This window comes from Jeotgalicoccus meleagridis (assembly GCF_903994045.1).
GTDB classification, from domain to species: Bacteria; Bacillota; Bacilli; order Staphylococcales; family Salinicoccaceae; genus Jeotgalicoccus; species Jeotgalicoccus meleagridis.
Genome location: NZ_CAJEWD010000008.1, coordinates 468,044 through 487,274, shown reverse-complemented (window position 1 = coordinate 487,274; position 19,231 = coordinate 468,044). Strand labels below are relative to the sequence as shown.

At 38.0% G+C, this 19,231-nt stretch carries 21 protein-coding genes; all 21 read left to right on the top strand.

Features of this window, described 5'->3' with window-relative positions:
* Positions 1-6 precede the first annotated feature (6 nt).
* The 21 genes from ffh (at position 7) to frr (ending at position 19,147) form a co-directional block, all read left to right on the top strand.
* Positions 7-1,353, top strand: coding sequence for a signal recognition particle protein (gene ffh, locus JEOSCH030_RS08025; RefSeq protein WP_185126073.1), 1,347 nt, complete (start codon positions 7-9; stop codon positions 1,351-1,353).
* A 93-nt stretch (positions 1,354-1,446) separates the two neighbouring features.
* A complete protein-coding gene (gene rpsP, locus JEOSCH030_RS08020; protein ID WP_185126072.1) occupies positions 1,447-1,722 on the top strand; it encodes a 30S ribosomal protein S16 in 276 nt (91 codons plus the stop codon).
* A gap of 5 nt (positions 1,723-1,727) precedes the next feature.
* Positions 1,728-1,955 carry a KH domain-containing protein gene (locus JEOSCH030_RS08015; RefSeq protein ID WP_185126071.1) on the top strand — a complete coding sequence of 76 codons (228 nt, stop codon included), beginning with the start codon at positions 1,728-1,730 and terminating at the stop codon, positions 1,953-1,955.
* Positions 1,956-2,009: 54 nt separating this feature from the next.
* Positions 2,010-2,504 (top strand): ribosome maturation factor RimM, encoded by a 495-nt coding sequence (gene rimM, locus JEOSCH030_RS08010; protein ID WP_185126070.1) that lies wholly within the window; start codon positions 2,010-2,012, stop codon positions 2,502-2,504.
* Positions 2,504-3,172 (top strand): tRNA (guanosine(37)-N1)-methyltransferase TrmD, encoded by a 669-nt coding sequence (trmD, locus tag JEOSCH030_RS08005; RefSeq protein ID WP_185126069.1) that lies wholly within the window; start codon positions 2,504-2,506, stop codon positions 3,170-3,172. The genes rimM and trmD overlap by 1 nt, the downstream gene beginning before the upstream one ends.
* A gap of 149 nt (positions 3,173-3,321) precedes the next feature.
* Positions 3,322-3,669, top strand: a complete 348-nt coding sequence (gene rplS, locus JEOSCH030_RS08000) for a 50S ribosomal protein L19 (protein ID WP_185126068.1) — start codon at positions 3,322-3,324, stop codon at positions 3,667-3,669.
* Positions 3,670-3,786: 117 nt separating this feature from the next.
* Positions 3,787-4,764, top strand: a complete 978-nt coding sequence (locus JEOSCH030_RS07995; RefSeq protein WP_185126067.1) for a nuclease-related domain-containing protein — start codon at positions 3,787-3,789, stop codon at positions 4,762-4,764.
* A 345-nt stretch (positions 4,765-5,109) separates the two neighbouring features.
* Positions 5,110-5,964 carry a ribosome biogenesis GTPase YlqF gene (gene ylqF, locus JEOSCH030_RS07990; RefSeq protein WP_185126066.1) on the top strand — a complete coding sequence of 285 codons (855 nt, stop codon included), beginning with the start codon at positions 5,110-5,112 and terminating at the stop codon, positions 5,962-5,964.
* 4 nt (positions 5,965-5,968) lie between these two features.
* Positions 5,969-6,718: a ribonuclease HII gene (locus JEOSCH030_RS07985; RefSeq protein WP_185126065.1), complete on the top strand. Its 750-nt coding sequence runs from the start codon at positions 5,969-5,971 to the stop codon at positions 6,716-6,718.
* A gap of 98 nt (positions 6,719-6,816) precedes the next feature.
* A complete protein-coding gene (gene sucC / locus JEOSCH030_RS07980; RefSeq protein WP_268883987.1) occupies positions 6,817-8,022 on the top strand; it encodes an ADP-forming succinate--CoA ligase subunit beta in 1,206 nt (401 codons plus the stop codon).
* Between the two features lie 17 nt (positions 8,023-8,039).
* The gene (sucD, locus tag JEOSCH030_RS07975) at positions 8,040-8,948 is read left to right on the top strand and encodes a succinate--CoA ligase subunit alpha (protein WP_185126063.1); all 909 of its coding nucleotides are present in this window, start codon (positions 8,040-8,042) and stop codon (positions 8,946-8,948) included.
* Between the two features lie 157 nt (positions 8,949-9,105).
* Positions 9,106-9,894 carry a DNA-processing protein DprA gene (gene dprA / locus JEOSCH030_RS07970; protein ID WP_185126062.1) on the top strand — a complete coding sequence of 263 codons (789 nt, stop codon included), beginning with the start codon at positions 9,106-9,108 and terminating at the stop codon, positions 9,892-9,894.
* A gap of 105 nt (positions 9,895-9,999) precedes the next feature.
* Positions 10,000-12,063, top strand: coding sequence for a type I DNA topoisomerase (gene topA, locus JEOSCH030_RS07965; RefSeq protein WP_185126061.1), 2,064 nt, complete (start codon positions 10,000-10,002; stop codon positions 12,061-12,063).
* Positions 12,064-12,325: 262 nt separating this feature from the next.
* Positions 12,326-13,213 (top strand): site-specific tyrosine recombinase/integron integrase, encoded by an 888-nt coding sequence (gene xerA, locus JEOSCH030_RS07960; RefSeq protein ID WP_407929474.1) that lies wholly within the window; start codon positions 12,326-12,328, stop codon positions 13,211-13,213.
* Positions 13,210-13,737: an HslVU peptidase proteolytic subunit gene (gene hslV / locus JEOSCH030_RS07955; protein ID WP_185126059.1), complete on the top strand. Its 528-nt coding sequence runs from the start codon at positions 13,210-13,212 to the stop codon at positions 13,735-13,737. Before xerA ends, hslV begins: the two co-directional genes overlap by 4 nt.
* A 17-nt stretch (positions 13,738-13,754) precedes the next feature.
* Positions 13,755-15,131: an ATP-dependent protease ATPase subunit HslU gene (gene hslU, locus JEOSCH030_RS07950; protein WP_185126058.1), complete on the top strand. Its 1,377-nt coding sequence runs from the start codon at positions 13,755-13,757 to the stop codon at positions 15,129-15,131.
* A gap of 19 nt (positions 15,132-15,150) precedes the next feature.
* The gene (codY, locus tag JEOSCH030_RS07945; RefSeq protein ID WP_185126057.1) at positions 15,151-15,921 is read left to right on the top strand and encodes a GTP-sensing pleiotropic transcriptional regulator CodY; all 771 of its coding nucleotides are present in this window, start codon (positions 15,151-15,153) and stop codon (positions 15,919-15,921) included.
* Between the two features lie 143 nt (positions 15,922-16,064).
* The gene (rpsB, locus tag JEOSCH030_RS07940; RefSeq protein ID WP_185126056.1) at positions 16,065-16,829 is read left to right on the top strand and encodes a 30S ribosomal protein S2; all 765 of its coding nucleotides are present in this window, start codon (positions 16,065-16,067) and stop codon (positions 16,827-16,829) included.
* Between the two features lie 75 nt (positions 16,830-16,904).
* The gene (tsf, locus tag JEOSCH030_RS07935; protein WP_185126055.1) at positions 16,905-17,783 is read left to right on the top strand and encodes a translation elongation factor Ts; all 879 of its coding nucleotides are present in this window, start codon (positions 16,905-16,907) and stop codon (positions 17,781-17,783) included.
* Between the two features lie 66 nt (positions 17,784-17,849).
* Positions 17,850-18,572 (top strand): UMP kinase, encoded by a 723-nt coding sequence (gene pyrH / locus JEOSCH030_RS07930; protein WP_185126054.1) that lies wholly within the window; start codon positions 17,850-17,852, stop codon positions 18,570-18,572.
* 17 nt (positions 18,573-18,589) lie between these two features.
* On the top strand, positions 18,590-19,147 hold the full coding sequence (gene frr, locus JEOSCH030_RS07925) for a ribosome recycling factor (protein ID WP_185126053.1): 558 nt from the start codon (positions 18,590-18,592) through the stop codon (positions 19,145-19,147).
* The last annotated feature ends 84 nt before the right edge of the window (positions 19,148-19,231 follow it).

The window sequence follows — 19,231 nt, the reverse complement described above, 5'->3', positions numbered from 1 at the left end:
ACTGTAATGGCATTTGAAGGACTAGGTGAACGTCTGCAAGCCACAATGGACCGTATTAAAGGTAAAGGTAAAGTCACAGAATCAGACGTCAAAGTCATGATGCGTGAAGTTCGCTTAGCTTTACTAGAAGCAGACGTTAACTTTAAAGTAGTTAAACAATTCATTAATGATGTAAAAGAACGTGCCCTTGGCCAAGATGTCATGCAAAGTTTAACGCCAGGGCAACAAGTGATTAAGATTGTCCAAGAGGAATTAACTGCCTTAATGGGCGGTGAAAACCAGAAATTAAACTTAGCACAAAAACCACCTACAGTTATTATGATGGTGGGTCTACAAGGGGCAGGTAAAACGACTACAGCAGGGAAGCTTGCCCTTTACCTACGTAAACAATTCAATAAAAAGCCAATCTTAGTTGCAGGAGATATTTATCGTCCAGCAGCGATTGATCAATTAGAGACAGTCGGTAAGCAACTAGATATTCCAGTCTTTTCTTTAGGTGATCAAGTAAAGCCTGAAGAAATTGCAGAACGTGCACTAAAATATGCTAAAGAAGAACATTTAGACACAGTTATTGTCGATACAGCAGGTCGCTTGCACGTCGATGAAGTACTGATGAATGAATTAAAAAATGTTAAAGAGATTACAGAGCCTGATGAAATCATGCTCGTCGTTGACTCTATGACCGGTCAAGACGCTGTCAATGTCGCAGAGAGCTTCAATGACCTCCTCGACATCACAGGAGTGACCTTGACGAAACTTGACGGGGACACTCGTGGTGGGGCAGCTCTATCAATTCGTTCTGTGACTGAAAAACCGATTAAGTTTATCGGGGTTTCAGAGAAAATGGACGGTTTAGAAGCCTTCCACCCAGAAAGAATGGCTTCGAGAATTCTCGGTATGGGAGACGTTTTATCGATTATCGAAAAAGCGCAAAGTAATATCGATGAAGAAGAACAAAAAGCCTTAGAGAAAAAACTTAAGAACTCAAGCTTTACTCTAGATGACTTCTTAAGTCAGATGGATCAAGTGAAAACTTTAGGACCGCTTGATGAATTACTGAAGATGATGCCAGGGGCAAACAAGATCAAAGGTTTAGATAAAATGCAGTTCAGTGGTAAGGAAATCGACCACGTTCAAGCGATTATTCGTTCTATGACCTTAGAAGAAAGAGAGCATCCAGAAAAGCTCAATGCCAGTCGTAAAAAAAGAATTGCTAAAGGGTCAGGTCGTTCCTTACAGGAAATCAACCGCCTATTAAAACAGTTTAATGACATGAAGAAAATGATGAAACAAATGACCAATGGTAAGAAAAAAGGTAAAAATCCATTTGGTAACATGGGTCTGCCATTTTAATTTTAAGTATGTAAAGAAAAAACTCTTTACATGCTTGGAGTCATTTGTTATGATAAGAAAGTCGAAAAGAAGTACAGAGAGGAGTTTTCACACATGGCAGTAAAAATTAGATTAACTCGCATGGGTTCTAAAAGAAATCCTTTCTACCGTATCGTAGTTGCAGATGCACGTGCACCAAGAGATGGTAGAATTATCGAGCAAATCGGTTCATATAACCCGGTTTCTAAATCTGAAGATAACGTTGTTTTAGATAACGAAAAAGCACTTGATTGGATGCAAAAAGGCGCTAAACCAAGTGACACTGTAAGAAATATCTTCAAACAACGTGGCATCATGGAACAGCACCACAATGCTAAATACGGGAAATAATTCCCATGGACAAATTACTTCAAACAATTCTTGAACCGATGCTAGATTATCCGGAGGCGCTCGTCATTTCAAAAGATGAGACGCCTGACAAGATTTCTTACAAAATCAGCTTACATGAAGCTGATGCAGGACGTGTCATCGGCCGTGGAGGCCGTGTGATTAAAGCCATTCGCATCATCATGTCAACTGCTGAAAAAGATGCATCAAAGAAAGTGTTTGTTGATTTGCATTAAAAGACGCACTTTTTTAAAAGTGTGTCTTTTAATATTTTATAAGAGGTGTTCAACTTGAGCATTAAAATTGGTAAACTTGTAAATTTTCACGGCGTCAAAGGTGAAGTTAAAATACTAAGTGATTCGGACTTTTTAAAAGAACGCTTTGTTCCAGGGGTAAACGTTTCTATCAAAGGTCAAAGCTACACTATAAAATCTTATCGCACACATAAAAATTTCCACCTTCTAACTTTTGAAGGTGTCTCTAACATGAATGACATCTTGGATTTAAAAGGCGAAGATGTTTTTATCGATGAAGGCACAGATGACTTATCACTAGATGAGCATGAATTTCATGTTAAGGATATCATCGGGCTAACTGTTATCAACTTAGATGATAACAAAGAGCTAGGTAAAGTGACTGATGTGATGTTTACCGGTGCCAATGATGTCTGGGTGATCGAAGGCGATAAGGAATATTTAATTCCTTATATAGAACAAGTGGTTAAGACCGTTGATCTTCATGCTGGCATAGTTGAAATTACACCGCTTGAAGGACTGTTAGATTAATGGATATATATTATTTAACTTTATTTCCTGAAATGTATAAAGGTGTTTTAGGTTCTTCTATTTTAAAGCGTGCAGAAGATAAAGGGATTGTGAATTATCACATGATAAACTTCCGTGATTTCTCACATAATAAGCATAACAAAGTCGATGATTATCCCTATGGCGGCGGCGCCGGAATGGTGCTAAAACCCGAACCTGTCTTTGAAGCGATGGACTCACTAAAGCTAGATAATAAGCGTGTGATCCTCATGTGTCCACAAGGACAACCCTTCAATCAAAAACTTGCTGAAGAGTTAGCAGAAGAAGAGAATATTGTCTTTATCAATGGGCATTATGAAGGTTATGATGAGCGTATCCGTAGCTTAGTAACAGATGAAGTCTCTATTGGAGACTACGTCTTAACTGGTGGAGAACTTGCGTCAATGGCTATGACAGATGCAATTGTTCGCTTAATCCCAGATGTCTTAAGCAATGAAAAAAGTCACCAAGAAGACTCTTTTTCAACTGGCCTCTTAGAACACCCGCACTACACTAGACCGAGAGAATACCGAGGCATGAAAGTGCCCGATGTCCTCCTGTCAGGAAATCACAAATTAATTGAAGAATGGCGCTATGAACAAAGCTTAAAACGCACAAGAGAGAGACGACCAGACTTACTAGAAGACTAGGTAAGGAAAGTTAAAGAACTTGTAAAAAGTGATTGAATGGTCGTTCTTTATATGGTAATATAATACGAGTGTAAATACACGTAAATATCACAATCATCCGCTGTCAAAGTTCGTCGGCAAGATAATTGGAAGAATGGAGAAGAGATATTATGTCACAAGAATTATTAAATTCTATTGTCAAAGATCAGTTAAGAACTGATATTCCTGAATTCAAAGCAGGAGACTCAGTAAAAGTTCATGTACGTATCGTTGAGGGAGACCGCGAAAGAATCCAGCTATTCGAAGGTGTTGTAATCAAACGCCGCGGTGGTGGAATCTCAGAAACATTTACAGTTCGTAAGATTTCTTACGGAGTTGGTGTTGAACGTACTTTCCCAATTCACACGCCTAAAATCGAAAAAATTGAAGTATCACGTCGCGGACGCGTACGTCGTGCTAAACTTTACTACCTACGTAACCTACGTGGTAAAGCTGCGCGTATTAGAGAAATCCGCTAATCGCATATTCGTAATCAAACCGAACCCTTTGAGGTTCGGTTTTTTTGTATTTTAAATCTGGATTTGTGTTAATTAATGTTGTATAAATGATGTGTAAATGATAATTGGAGGTTAACAATGTTCCTGACAAATCGTCATCCCCCTGAGCAACTACTTCAACTTAAAGCCCTATCCCATCGCACATCATTAGGCGATAAAAATCATCAACAACTCGAAAGATTATCTTTAGGTTACCAAGGCGAATGCTTATATGACCGGGTTTTTACTGAAGTTGGCCATGAAAATTTACATATTTACAGAGATATCTATCTAAAAGTAGAAGACAGCACCACCCAATATGACACATTAATCATCACTGACCAAGGTGTCATTGTTAATGAAATTAAAAATTTTAAAGGTACCTATACGGTATCAGAAGGAAGCTGGGCACTTGGCGACTTTGTCCTTCCCGACGATCCCTTTGCCCAGCTCAGACGTGCCATTGGTAAATTAAGACGACTATCAAACCTGTCCGATTTAAATTTTAAGGTTTCTGGTAAGTTAATATTTCCTAATGAAGAATGCACCTTAATTATTAACGACGAGAAATTAAAAGAAAACATCATTATCAGAAGTAATTTACGTAGATATTTTGAGAGGTTTAAACAAAGTTACTCTAGCAATTATGCCAGTGCAATTTCGAATGTGATTAGTGAACATATTGTCGAGAACCCTTATTTAAAAGAGGGAGTTGCTTTCGATGATATTCGACACGGCTTATATTGTGAAGCCTGTCGCACCTTTGACTTGTCGACAGAACGATATCATCTCAGATGTTTATCATGTGGCACTATAGAAACGAAAGAAACACACTTAATTCGTGCCATCAGTGACTTTAAGTATCTATTTGGAAAGCTGCCATTAACGACTGAAAAAATGATGAGATTTACCGGTGGTCAAATTAGTAAGAGGACAGTTCAGAGAGTACTAGACAAGTATTGTGACCGTCACGGAATAAGTAAATCATCAACTTACACCTTTAAATACTATGATTTTAATGAAGCGATGAAACATGAAGGGGTAAAAAGGCGCTATAAAGATCATTTATTAAAATAAGTGATGATTGCGCGTCATCGAGGAATCGACGACGTCACACAAACAGCTTTGCGTGCCATCGAGAAACTGACGACGTCACAGAAATGGATTTGCGTGCCATCGAGAAATTGACGACGTCACACAAACGGCTTTGTGTGCCATCGAAGAATTGACGACGTCACACAAACGGCTTTGCGTGCCATCGAGAAATTGACGACGTCACACAAACAGCTTTGCGTGCCATCGAAATTCCGACGGTGTCCGATAAAGGCAGATATCAGCCATCGAATTTCAAACAAGTTCCATCATCCCCTCAAAAAATGATAAAATTAAAGGTAAGTGACAAAGAACACGGAGGGAAAATATATGTCTATCAACTGGTTCCCAGGCCATATGGCAAAGGCACGAAGACAAATTGAAGAAAGTTTAAAAAAAGTAGATGTAGTGATTGAAATATTAGATGCTCGCATTCCGCTGGCATCAAAAAATCCTATGTTAGATCACGTTATCGGTGACAAACCGAGAGTGGTCATTTTAAATAAAAAGGATATGGCGAGTCAGAGCGAAACTGACAAGTGGTTAAATCATTTGAAGAGACAAGGGGTTTATCCTGCTGCGGTGAATGGTAAGGAGCCAAATATTCTAAAGAAAATAGAAGCGCCTGTCGTAGAAGCGACTAGAGAGATCTTTGAGAGAATGGAGAAAAAAGGCATTAATCCACGTGCCATTAGAGCAATGATTGTCGGCATTCCAAACGTTGGTAAGTCTACAATCATCAATAATATTGCTAAGAGAAAAGTGGCCAAAACCGGTAATACTCCGGGTGTGACTAAGGCTCAACAATGGATCAAAGCAGGTACTAAAATGGAGCTTCTAGATACGCCAGGTGTACTGTGGCCAAAATTCGAAGATCCAGAAATCGGTCTAAAATTATCACTGACAGGGGCAATAAAAGACAATGTCGTTAACTTAGACGAAGTTGCAATTTTTGCACTTAAATTCATGCAAGAGCATCACCTTGCAGAACTAAATAAATTTTACAATATCAATATCGACTCAACGACTGAGATTGTTGACATATTCGATGCCATTGGAAACTCTAGAGGTTTCAAGATGAGCGGCAATGAAATCGACTATGAACGTGTAACAGAGAAGGTAATCTACGACACCAGAGATGCTAAAATCGGCCAACTAACTTTCGATTTAGCTGAGGAGATATAAAACTATGAAAGTTTCAGATATAAAAATAAAGATTAACGAGATAAAAAACCTAGACGATTTAAAGTCATCTCCATTCCAAGATGATCAGCGCACAGGGGTTAAAAACGCGCTTAAATCAAGGGCGCGCCAGCTTCAAAAAGAAGTAGATTTAATTGAAAAATATAAGAACATGATGATTTACGAAAACGAACATTATGGAAAAGTAATTGCAGGCATCGATGAAGCAGGGCGAGGTCCGCTTGCTGGGGAAGTTGTTGCTGCAGCTGTAATTTTGCCCTTAGACCATGATTTTTTGGGCTTAGACGATTCCAAAAAAATACCGGCTAAACGCCGGGACACGCTCCGCCAAGAAATTTTAGCCTATGCTGATGTCGGTCTTGGCGTCGCGACCCCTGAAGAAATCGATCGCTACAATATCTATGAAGCAACAAAACTCGCTATGAAAAGGGCAGTTGACCAACTTTCAGTTAAGCCAGACCATCTCTTAATCGATGCGATGACTTTAGATAATGGAATCGCACAAACTTCAGTCATCAAAGGTGATGCCAAATCAAATTCAATTGCAGCAGCTTCTATTATTGCTAAGACTACAAGGGATGCTTTGATGACTAAATATGGTGAAGAATATCCAGGATATGGTTTTGAACAACATATGGGTTACGGTACTAAAAACCATCTTATAGCATTAGAAGAATACGGTATTACGCCACTTCATAGAAAGTCTTTTGAACCGATTAAGAGTAAGTTTTTATAATGGTTTAGGTCATTTCTAATTAGAGTTACTTATTACATCATTTAATTTTATAGTGAAGATATACAAGTTTACATTCAAGTTCATGTTTCATATAATTAATTTGTAAGCTTTATAAAAGTCTTAGGAGGAAAACCATGAATATCCATGAGTATCAAGGTAAAGAAATTTTTCGCTCAATGGGTGTAAACGTACCGGATGGTGGCGTTGCTCTTACACCAGATGAAGCAGTTGAAGTTGCAAAAACACTTGATTCAGATGTCTATGTAGTAAAAGCTCAAATCCACGCAGGTGGTCGTGGTAAAGCTGGCGGTGTTAAGATTGCTAAATCTTTAGATGAAGTTAAAGAATATGCTGAGGAATTACTTGGCAAAGTTCTAGTGACTCATCAAAATGGTCCAGACGGAACTGAAATCAAGCGTCTTCTTATCGAAGAAGGTTGCGATATCGACAGTGAATACTACTTAGGTTTCGTTATTGACCGCGCGACAAACCGCGTCACTTTAATGGGGTCTGAAGAAGGCGGAACTGAAATTGAAGAAGTAGCAGAAAAAACTCCTGAAAAGATTTTCAAAGAAGTCATCGATCCAGCAGTCGGATTACTACCTTTCCAAGCGAAGAGACTCGCTTTTAATATTAATATTCCAACTGCATCTGTAAACAAAGCAGCTAAATTAATGCTATCTCTATACGATGTATTTATTTCTAAAGATGCATCAATTATGGAAATTAACCCACTTGTAACTACAGGTGAAGGTGAAGTTATTGCCTTAGATGCTAAGGTTAACTTTGATGCTAACGCACTTTACAGACACAAAGATGTCGTTGAATTACGTGACTTCGATGAAGAAGATGAAAAAGAAATCGAAGCGTCTAAACATGATCTTGCTTACATCGCACTTGATGGTAACATCGGTTGCATGGTAAACGGTGCAGGTCTTGCAATGGCGACTATGGATACAATTAACCACTTCGGCGGTAAACCTGCTAACTTCCTAGATGTAGGGGGCGGCGCGACAGCTGAGAAGGTTACAGAAGCATTCAAATTGATCTTAAGTGACCAATCAGTTGAAGGAATTTTTGTTAACATCTTTGGTGGAATCATGCGTTGTGATGTCATCGCACAAGGTGTTGTAGAAGCAGTAAATAATGTTGGTTTAGAAATTCCTTTAGTTGTACGCTTAGAAGGTACAAACGTTGAAGAAGGTAAGAAAATTCTTGCAGACTCTGGTCTTGCAATTACTCCAGCTAGCACTATGGCTGAAGGTGCCGAAAAAATTATTGCTGCAGTTAATGAAAATAAATAGTAACGGAGGAATATATAGTGGCTGTATTTGTCGATAAAGATACGAAAGTAATCGTCCAAGGTATTACAGGTTCAACAGCTATGTTCCATACAAAGCAAATGCTTGAGTATGGAACTCAGATCGTGGCAGGTGTCACACCAGGTAAAGCTGGTCAAGAAGTTGAAGGCGTACCTGTTTTTAACACAGTTGAAGAAGCGAAAAAAGAAACTGGTGCAACAGTATCAGTTGTCTACGTTCCAGCACCATTTGCTGCGGACTCAATCATGGAAGCAGCAGATGCTGAGTTAGAACTTGTTATTTGTATCACTGAGCATATTCCTGTTTTAGACATGGTCAAAGTAGTCCGTTATTTAGAAGATAAAAATACTCGTCTAATCGGACCAAACTGCCCAGGTGTTATCACTGCAGATGAAACTAAGATCGGTATCATGCCTGGATATATTCACAAAAAAGGTCATGTTGGTGTCGTTTCACGCTCTGGTACTTTAACTTACGAAGCGGTTCACCAATTAACTGAAGAAGGCGTTGGTCAAACAACAGCTGTTGGTATCGGTGGGGACCCTGTTAACGGAACAAACTTCATCGATGTGCTAAAAGCTTTCAATGAAGATCCTGACACATATGCAGTAGTCATGATCGGTGAAATCGGTGGTACTGCAGAAGAAGAAGCAGCAGAATGGGTTCGTGATAACATGACTAAACCTGTTGTTGGCTTCATCGGTGGACAAACTGCACCTCCAGGAAAACGTATGGGCCATGCTGGTGCGATTATTTCTGGTGGTAAAGGAACTGCAGATGAAAAAATTCGCATTATGAATGAATGTGGAATTGAAACTGCAGACACACCATCTGAAATTGGAGAAACATTAATTAACCGTATTAAAAAAGAAGACGGTTTATATGAAAAATGTCTCACTGTAAAATAAATGTATTGAAAAACGTTTAAGTGATAAAAAAGCGACAATCTGACGTCAGATTGTCGCTCTTTTTTGTATGTTTTTACCATCATTATTAATGGAATTGAAATGTGTCTTGATCCATTTTCTTCATATAATAGATATATAAATATAGGGAGGCTTAAAGATGGATCTCTTACTTTTATCGTTTGCGGGTGTGACAGCTAAAGAGTATTTAATTTTGAAAAATGGCGAGGCAATCACACCAAATTTAGAAAAGAAATTAGCGCTTTATAAAAATTTAAGCCGTCAAGAAATTCTTGCTTTGTTAGAAAGAAAAAATGTAGGTTTTATTACCTATCAACATGAATTTTATCCATCCTTATTAAAGGAGATTTATGATTTTCCTTACCTTCTATATTACAGGGGCAAGCTTGAACTTTTAAAGACGGATATGCTCGGTGTTGTTGGGAGTAGAAAGGCGAGTCTCTACAGTGAAAAAGCACTACAAACTATCTTTCCTGACTTAAATAAAATTACCATTATTTCAGGTCTTGCTTACGGTGCAGATGAGTTTGCACATAAGACTGCTATGGAGGTTGGTCTAGCGACTATTGGCGTCCTTGCTTTTGGTCATGACACTCACTATCCAAAGTCGACCTTCAAAGTTAGAAATGACCTGGAAAAGTCTCAGTTAACAATCAGTGAATATCCGCCTCATACACAATTAAGTAAGTGGAGATTCATTGCACGTAATCGTATTATTGCAGGGGCAAGTCGAGGTGTATTAGTGACAGAGGCCGAAGCAAAAAGTGGTTCGCTCGTTACTTTAGACATGGCTTTAGATGAAAATAGAAATGGGTATTGTCTACCTGGAAATATAACTTCTTCCTTATCAACTGGTACAAATTCAAGGCTAAAAGAAGGTGCAACTTTAGTAACTTCTGCTAGTGAAATCATGCAAGATTATATTTGATTTTTTATAAAGAAAAATAAAGAAAAGTTTATTTTCATTGACAAAGTAAAATTTGACTGTGTATCATTTGGTCTTGAACAGAACTTGTGAATGGGGGACAAAAGAGTGGCAGACAATTTAGTGATTGTGGAATCACCTGCAAAAGCAAAGACAATTGAAAAGTACCTCGGTAAAAGATATAAAGTCGTTGCTTCTATGGGTCACGTTAGAGACCTACCAAGGAGCCAGACTGGCATTGATACTGAAAACAATTATGAACCAAAATATATTACGATTCGCGGTAAAGGACCTTTACTGAAAGAATTAAAAAAAGAAGCGAAGAAAGCAAAAAAAGTATTTCTCGCAAGTGACCCCGATAGAGAGGGTGAAGCTATTGCTTGGCACTTAAGTCATGCGCTAGGACCGGATAATGACTACTACCGGGTCGTCTTTAACGAGATTACTAAAGATGCGGTTAAAGATAGCTTTAAATCACCTAGTGAAATTGATATGCAGTTGGTGGACGCTCAACAAGCACGTCGTATTCTAGACCGCTTAGTGGGCTATAACATTTCACCAGTACTATGGAAGAAAGTTAAGAAAGGCTTATCAGCTGGACGTGTTCAATCAGTTGCCTTGAAGCTCATCATTGACCGTGAAAATGAAATTCGTAACTTTGTACCCGAAGAATACTGGTCAATCGAAGGCACATTTAAAACGGGTCGTTCAAAGTTTACTGGTAAATTTAACAAGCTCAAAAGCGATAAACAAAAGACTAAGCTAAGTTCAAAAAAAGATGTAGACAAGGTCATGGCACAAATAAAAGGTAATGAATTTTCTATAGATAAGGTCGAGAAAAAAGAGAAAAAACGCTACCCAGCACAACCATTTACAACGTCTTCCCTACAACAAGAAGCAGCAAGAAAGCTAAACTTCAAAGCTCGTAAAACGATGATGCTCGCTCAACAATTATATGAAGGTATCGACATTAAAAAAGAAGGTACTGTCGGTTTAATTACCTATATGAGAACAGACTCAACTCGTATTTCAGATACTGCTAAAACTGAAGTCTTTAAACTAATAGAAGAAAATTATGGTAAAGAGTATCTCGGTGGACAAAAAGCTAAAAAAGCGGATCAAGACGCTCATGAAGCAGTTAGACCAACATCAGCTAACCGTACACCGGAAAATATGAAGCAGTATTTATCACGTGATCAACACAGATTATATAAATTGATTTGGGATCGTTTTGTAGCAAGTCAAATGGCACCTGCAGTTTTAGATACTGTAAAAGTTGATCTAAGTAATAACGATGTGCTCTTTAGAAGTACAGGCCAAACAATTAAATTTAAAGGTTTTATGTCTATATATATAGAAGGAACTGACGATGCTGAAGATGATTTAAATAGTCGTTTACCAGAAATGACTGAAGGTGAGAATGTAACATCAGAAAAAATCGAACCCAATCAGCATTTCACTCAGCCACCGCCACGCTTTACAGAGGCGAGACTAGTCAAGACGCTTGAAGAATCCGGAATCGGTCGTCCATCTACTTACGCACCTACAATTGATACCATTCAAAAACGTAACTATGTCCGCATGGACCAAAAGCGTTTTATCCCAACAGAGATTGGTGAAATTGTAAACGAACAAGTTGTTGACTACTTCCCAGATATCATCGATATTGATTTTACTCGTCACATGGAAGAAAACCTCGATGCTGTAGCAGAAGGTGAAAAAGAGTGGCGTCAAGTTATCGATGAGTTCTATAAAGGCTTTGAACCTCAAGTTGAAAAAGCGGAAGAAGAAATGGAAAAAATCGAAATTAAAGATGAACCAGTCGGTGAAGATTGCGAAAAATGTGGTTCACCTATGGTTTATAAAATGGGACGTTATGGTAAATTCATGGCATGCTCAAATTTCCCAGAGTGCCGTAATACGAAAGCAATTGTAAAATCCATTGGAGTCACTTGCCCAACTTGTAAAGAAGGCGATATCGTTGAAAGAAAATCAAAACGTGGTCGAATCTTTTACGGTTGTGATAAGTATCCAGATTGCGACTTTGTTTCTTGGGACCGCCCAATTGGCCGCAATTGTCCTAAATGTGATCACTATTTAGTCGAGAAGAAAAAAGGACAAAAAGCGCAAGTTAAATGTACAAATTGTGATTATACAGAAGAAGCAAACTAAGCTCGTTCAATCTAGGAATCTTGATTCACTTGAGATTTCTAGATTTTTTTATTTCTGACTAGAAAAGTCAAATAAAACAAAGTGGAAAATACAAATTGTCTATGTTTGTGACTGAATTATAAATATTTGTACAATTTCGTGCAATTTATCCTCAAATAGTTTAAAATAACTAATGGAATTCATAGGGAGTATACAGCTTATATTATTTGGCTATATATTCACAATTGTGATAAAATTCAGATAAAGTAAGAAGGTGGTTACCATATATGTAAGTGACTTTCTTAGGATGCTAGAGTATCAACGAAATTTTTCATCACATACACTTAGAAGTTATGATCATGACATTCATGAATTCATAACTTTTTTAAAGACTGAAAGTTTAACGGTTGGAGAATTTAAATATACTGATGCTAGAAATTACTTAGCGATGTTATATGATCGAGGATTAAAAAAATCAACAGTATCCCGTAAAATTTCAACTTTGAGAAGTTATTATCATTATCTAGTTGATCGGAAAAAACTTGATTCGAATCCATTCGTCAATTTGCCTTTCCCTAAAAAGGAAAGCAGCTTGCCAGATTTTTTATATGACAATGAAATCAATGCTTTATTTGATAGTCTAGACAAAAATCATCCGATGTATGTCAGAGATAGGGCAATTCTTGAATTATTATATGCAACTGGCATGCGGGCAAGTGAAATGATTAATATAAAAAAAACAGATTTCGATTTTACTGTTCAAGTTGTTAGGGTATTAGGAAAAGGTAGGAAGTGGAGAGTCGTGCCTTTTAATGACCATGCGAGTCGTGCTTTAATAGACTATCTAGATAAGTACGACACAAAGCTCGATGATGATTCACCGATCTGGCTAAATGCAAGAGGCGAGCATTTAACAGTGCGTGGCCTACGCCATATTCTTGATATGGTAGTTAAAAGAAGTGCGCTGCATTTAGATATTCATCCGCATACCTTTAGACATACATTTGCAACACACATGTTAAATAATGGTGCTGACTTAAGGGCTGTCCAAGATTTACTTGGACATGAGTCTTTATCAACAACTCAGCGCTATACTCATGTCACAACTGAACAGATGAGAGAAACATATTTAAAGGCCCATCCGGCTAATAAGAAGAGGGGACACAAATGACAACGATATTTGCCGTAAAACATAAAGGAGAAATGGCAATGGCAGGTGATGGTCAAGTGACACTTGGTAATCAGGTCGTCATGAAACACACTGCTAGAAAAGTTAGACGTCTGTTTAACGATAAAGTCATTACTGGTTTTGCAGGAAGTGTAGCAGATGCTTTTACACTGTCAGAGAAATTTGAAGCGAATCTTTACGAATATAATGGCAACCTCCAAAGAGCAGCAGTAGAGCTTGCCAAAGAATGGCGTGGAGATAAGATGCTGAGACAACTTGAAGCGATGCTCATCGTCATGGACCAAGATAATTTATTGCTCGTCTCAGGTACAGGTGAAGTGATTGAACCTGACGATGGAATTCTTGCCATTGGTTCAGGTGGTAACTATGCCTTAGCTGCAGGTCGGGCACTTGTTAAGCACGGCGGAGACTTAAATGCAAAAGACATCGCAGAAGAAAGCTTAAGACTGGCAAGTGAAATTTGTGTATTCACAAATAGCAATATAATTGTAGAGACAATCGATTAAATATAAAGGTGAGATATATGTCTAATAAAAACCTTTCTCCAAAGGAAATAACGACACTTTTAGATGAAAGTATCATCGGACAAAGTGAAGCTAAGAAAAAAGTCGCTATCGCTATGCAGAACCGTTATAGAAGAATGAAGTTGGAAGATGATTTAAAAGAAGAAGTGATTCCGAAGAACATTTTAATGATCGGACCAACTGGTGTTGGTAAAACCGAAATTGCACGTCGTATTGCTAAAATCACCGGCAGTCCTTACACCAAAGTAGAAGCAACTAAGTACACGGAGGTCGGTTATGTTGGCCGCGATGTAGAATCTATGGTGAGAGATTTAGTCGAAGCTTCAGTTAGAATGGTCAAGGATCAAAAGAAAAAAGAAGTTGAAGATGATGCTTTAAACTTAGCTAATGAACGCCTAGTGACTTTATTAGCACCAGGTAAAAAGGTAAAAAAACCAGCGTCAAACAATCCTTTTGAAATGCTGATGAACCAGAGTAAACCAGAAGAAGTCGAAGAGGTGGATGATACTGTTCGCACTAAGCGAAAAGACATCAAATCTCAACTCGAAAATGGTCAGCTCGAAAATGAAAAAGTAACGATTGAAGTAACTGAACAAGGTAATCAACTCGGCATGATGATGCCAGGTATGGATAATAATGGTATGGGAGATATGCTTCAAAACCTAATGCCTAAGAAAAAACATAAACGTACCATGACAGTTAAAAAAGCGCGTCAATATTTAAAAGATGAAGAAGCAGAAAAACTCATCGATCTAGATAATGTTAACGATGAAGCGATTGAACTCGCTGAAATGACAGGAATTATTTTTATCGATGAGATAGATAAGATCGCTAAGAGTAGTCAACACTCAGGAGATGTGTCTCGTGAAGGTGTACAAAGAGATATTCTACCGATTGTAGAGGGCTCTCAAGTGCAAACGAAGTACGGCACCATTAAAACAGATTATATTCTCTTTATCGGTGCAGGTGCTTTCCATGTGAGTAAACCAAGTGATCTTATTCCTGAACTGCAAGGGCGTTTTCCACTAAGAGTAGAGCTCGATAAGCTTAAAGCTGAGGACTTTGAACGCATTCTAAAAGAACCGAAGTTTTCACTGTTAGAGCAGTATAAAGCACTACTTGCAACGGAAGAAGTCAGCGTGACCTTTACGGATGAAGCTATTCACACATTAGCTGAAATTGCTTACCAGGTGAATAGTACAAATGATGACATTGGTGCAAGACGACTGCATACGATTTTAGAAACTTTACTAGAAGAGCTACTGTTTGAAGCGAGCAATATGCAAGGTGCACACGTTGAAATAACAAAACAATATGTAGATTCTAAATTAGCCCATATCTCAACAGATAAAAACTTAAGCGAATTTATTTTATAAAAAATTAGGAGTGACCATTATGGCCAGTTTATTACAGAAAACAAGAGAAATTAACAATTTAATTCAGTCGAGTTCTACAATCAAAGTAGATTTTGAAGAAGTAGCAGACAAGGTAAGTCGCGTTTTAGAATGTAATGCTTTTATCGTCTCAAAGCGAGGTAAACTTCTTGGAATTGGACAAGTAGAAGCGATTGAAAACGATCGTATTGTTAAAATGTTTGAAAACAGACAGTTTCCTGAAGAATATGTTAGTCAGATTATGCGTCTAACAGAAACACGTGAAAACATTGCATTTGAAGATGAGCTTACTATTTTCCCAACAGAAGATTCTTACCAGGATTCTGAGACATGTATCGTTCCTATTTACGGTGGGGGTAACCGCCTTGGAACTTTAATACTTGGGCGTAGCGAAACTGAATTCTCAGAAGATGACCTAGTACTTGCAGAATATACTGCAACAGTAGTAGGTATGGAAATCTTGAGAGAGAAAAATGATGAAGTAGAACAAAAAGCACGCGATAAGGCGAGCATTGCTATGGCGATTCGTTCTTTATCATATTCTGAAAGAGAAGCAATTGAACACATTTTTGATGAACTAGATGCAGACGAAGGTCTACTCGTTGCTTCTAAAATTGCAGACCGTGTTGGTATTACACGTTCAGTAATTGTAAATGCGTTACGTAAATTAGAAAGTGCAGGGGTTATCGAATCACGTTCACTTGGTATGAAAGGAACTTTCATCAAAGTGAAAAAAGAAGACTTCTTACCAGAGCTTAGAAAAGAAAGCTAAGCTTGCAAAGTAATTTTCAATATGTTATAGTTTAAAACGGTCAAAGGACCAAATACGCACAATTTTGTAGGGGTTTAACCGGTGCCTATATGGTGGTTAAACAGCGCGAAATTGGAGGTATAAAACCAGAGGAGGAAACAAACATGGCAGTAATTACTATGAAACAATTGCTTGAAGCTGGTGTACACTTCGGACACCAAACGCGTCGTTGGAACCCTAAGATGTCTAAATACATCTTTACGGAACGTAACGGTATCTACATTATCGACTTACAAAAAACAGTTAAGAAGGTTGCGGAAGCATACGATTTCGTAAAATCTGTTTCTGAAGAAGGCGGACAAGTCTTGTTCGTTGGTACTAAGAAACAAGCACAAGATGCTATCAAAGAAGAAGCAGAACGTGCTGGACAACTTTACGTTAACCAACGTTGGTTAGGTGGTATTTTAACTAACTACCAAACAATTAACAAACGTATTAAGAGAATTTCTGAAATTGAAAAAATGGAAGCAGATGGCATCTTTGATGTACTTCCTAAAAAAGAAGTTGTTGAACTTCGTAAAGAATACGCACGCTTGAACAAATTCCTAGGCGGAATTCGTGACATGAAGAAAATGCCAAGTGCTATTTTCATCGTTGACCCACGTAAAGAGCGTAACGCGATCGCTGAAGCTAAGAAATTAAACATTCCTATCGTTGCGATGGTTGATACTAACTGTGATCCAGATGAGGTTGACTACGTAATCCCTGCTAACGACGATGCAATTCGTGCGGTTAGATTAATGACTAGCAAAATGGCAGATGCTGTTTTAGAAGGTCAACGTGGTATCTCTGATGAAGAAGTTGCAGAAGAACAAAACATCGATCTAACAGAAGAAGCTTCAACTGAGACTTCAGAAGATAACGAGTAATATTTAAGACAATCTTGGTGATAAGCGTTAAAACTTATCACCTTTTTTTAAACAAAGTTATGGAGGACTGAGAACATGGCTATTTCAGCAAAATTAGTAAAAGAATTACGTGAAAAAACTGGCGCAGGTATGATGGATTGTAAAAAAGCTCTAGTTGAAACTGATGGCGACATCGACAAAGCGATTGACTACCTACGTGAAAACGGTATTGCTAAAGCAGCTAAAAAAGCAGACCGTATCGCAGCAGAAGGTGTAGTTTACATCACTTCTGAAGGTAACGAAGCTGTAATCGTTGAAATCAACTCTGAAACTGACTTCGTTGCAAGAAACGAAAGTTTCCAAGAATTAGTTAAAACTATTGCATCACACATCCTTAATACAAAACCTGCAAGTGTAGAAGAATTGTATGAATCAGAAGTTGACGGTGAATCTGTTACTTCATTAATGAATAATGCAGTTGCTACAATTGGTGAAAAATTAAGCATCAGACGTTTTGCAGTTGAAACTAAGACTGACAACGGTGCTTTCGGTCAGTACATGCACATGGGTGGACGTATTGGTGTACTTACAGTTGTTGAAGGTACAACTGATGAGAATGTTGCTAAAGACGTTGCTATGCACGCAGCAGCATTAAACCCTAAATATGTATCACGCGATCAAGTTGATCCTGCTGAATTAGATCACGAACGTGAAGTATTACGTCAGCAAGCACTTAACGAAGGAAAACCAGAAAAAATCGTTGATAAAATGGTTGAAGGTAGAATTCGTAAGTACTTAGAAGAAATTTGCATTGTAGATCAGCCATTTGTTAAAGATTCTGATCAAACTGTACAGCAGTACCTAGACACTAAAGATGCTAAACTTGTTAACTTTGTTCGTTTCGAACTAGGTGAAGGTATGGAAAAACGTGAAGAAAACTTCGCTGATGAAGTACTAGGTCAAGTTAAAAAATAAGTTTTAAAAAAGACACTTCGGTGTCTTTTTTTCTAAGATAATTTCATAAGAAAAGGATTGAAACACATGGCTGAAACTTCAAAATTTAAACGCGTTGTCCTAAAGCTAAGTGGTGAAGCACTAGCGGGCGATGATGGCTTTGGTATCAACCCTGTTGTCATTAAAAATATTGCAAAACAGGTATCAGAAGCTGAAAAACTTGGTGTTGAAATGGCGATTATTGTCGGTGGTGGCAATATATGGCGAGGTAAAATAGGAAGTGACTTAGGTATGGACCGCGGTACAGCTGACTATATGGGCATGCTTGCGACGGTCATGAACTCACTTGCACTTCAAGATAGCCTTGAACAACTCGGACATGAAACAAGAGTGTTAACGTCTATTGAAATGAAACAAGTTGCAGAGCCGTATATTAGAAGACGTGCAATCCGTCATCTAGAAAAAGGCCGTGTTGTGATCTTTGCTGCTGGAATTGGTAATCCATACTTCTCAACTGATACGACCGCTGCACTACGTGCGGCTGAAGTTGAAGCTGATGTTATTCTAATGGGCAAAAACAATGTTGATGGCGTCTATTCTGCAGATCCTAAGACGGATAAAAATGCAGTGAAATACGAATCATTAACTTACATGGAAATGCTTCAGAATAATTTACAAGTGATGGATTCAACTGCATCTTCCTTCTGTATGGACAACAACATTCCACTTGTGGTATTTTCAATTACAGAAGATGGTAATATTAAACGTGCTGTATCCGGTGAAACAATCGGTACCACAATTACAAAATAATAGGAGAAGATTTTTCTATGAGTGATGCTGTATTAAAAACAACTGAGCAAAAAATGTCTAAATCTATCGAAAGTTTGCAAAGAGAATTGGCTGGGATCCGTACAGGTGCTGCCAACTCAAGTATGCTTGATAGAGTAACAGTAAATTATTACGGAGCAGATACTCCAATCAATCAGCTTGCAAGTATTTCTGTACCTGAAGCTCGTATGTTAGTCGTTCAGCCTTATGACAAAGGATCTGTTGATGACGTCTTAAAAGCAATCCAAATTGCAGACTTAGGCGTTAACCCTACAAGTGATGGAACTTTAATCAGAATTACAGTACCACAACTGACTGAAGATCGTCGTAAGGAATTTGTTAAAGATGCACGTAAGGAAGGCGAAACTGCAAAAGTTGCCATCCGTAATGTCCGTCGTGACTCTAACGATGACTTAAAAGCCGAAGAGAAAGCAGGGAATATCTCAGAAGATGAACTGCGTAATTTAACAGATGATGTTCAAAAATTAACTGATAAATTTATCGCACAAGTAGATAGCTTATGCGACGATAAAGAAAAAGATATCCTAGAAGTTTAAAGTAGAAACAGGTAAGGGGACTTACCTGTTTTTTTATTATACATATATGTTAAAATTAATTAATCGAAGAAAAGATCATTATAC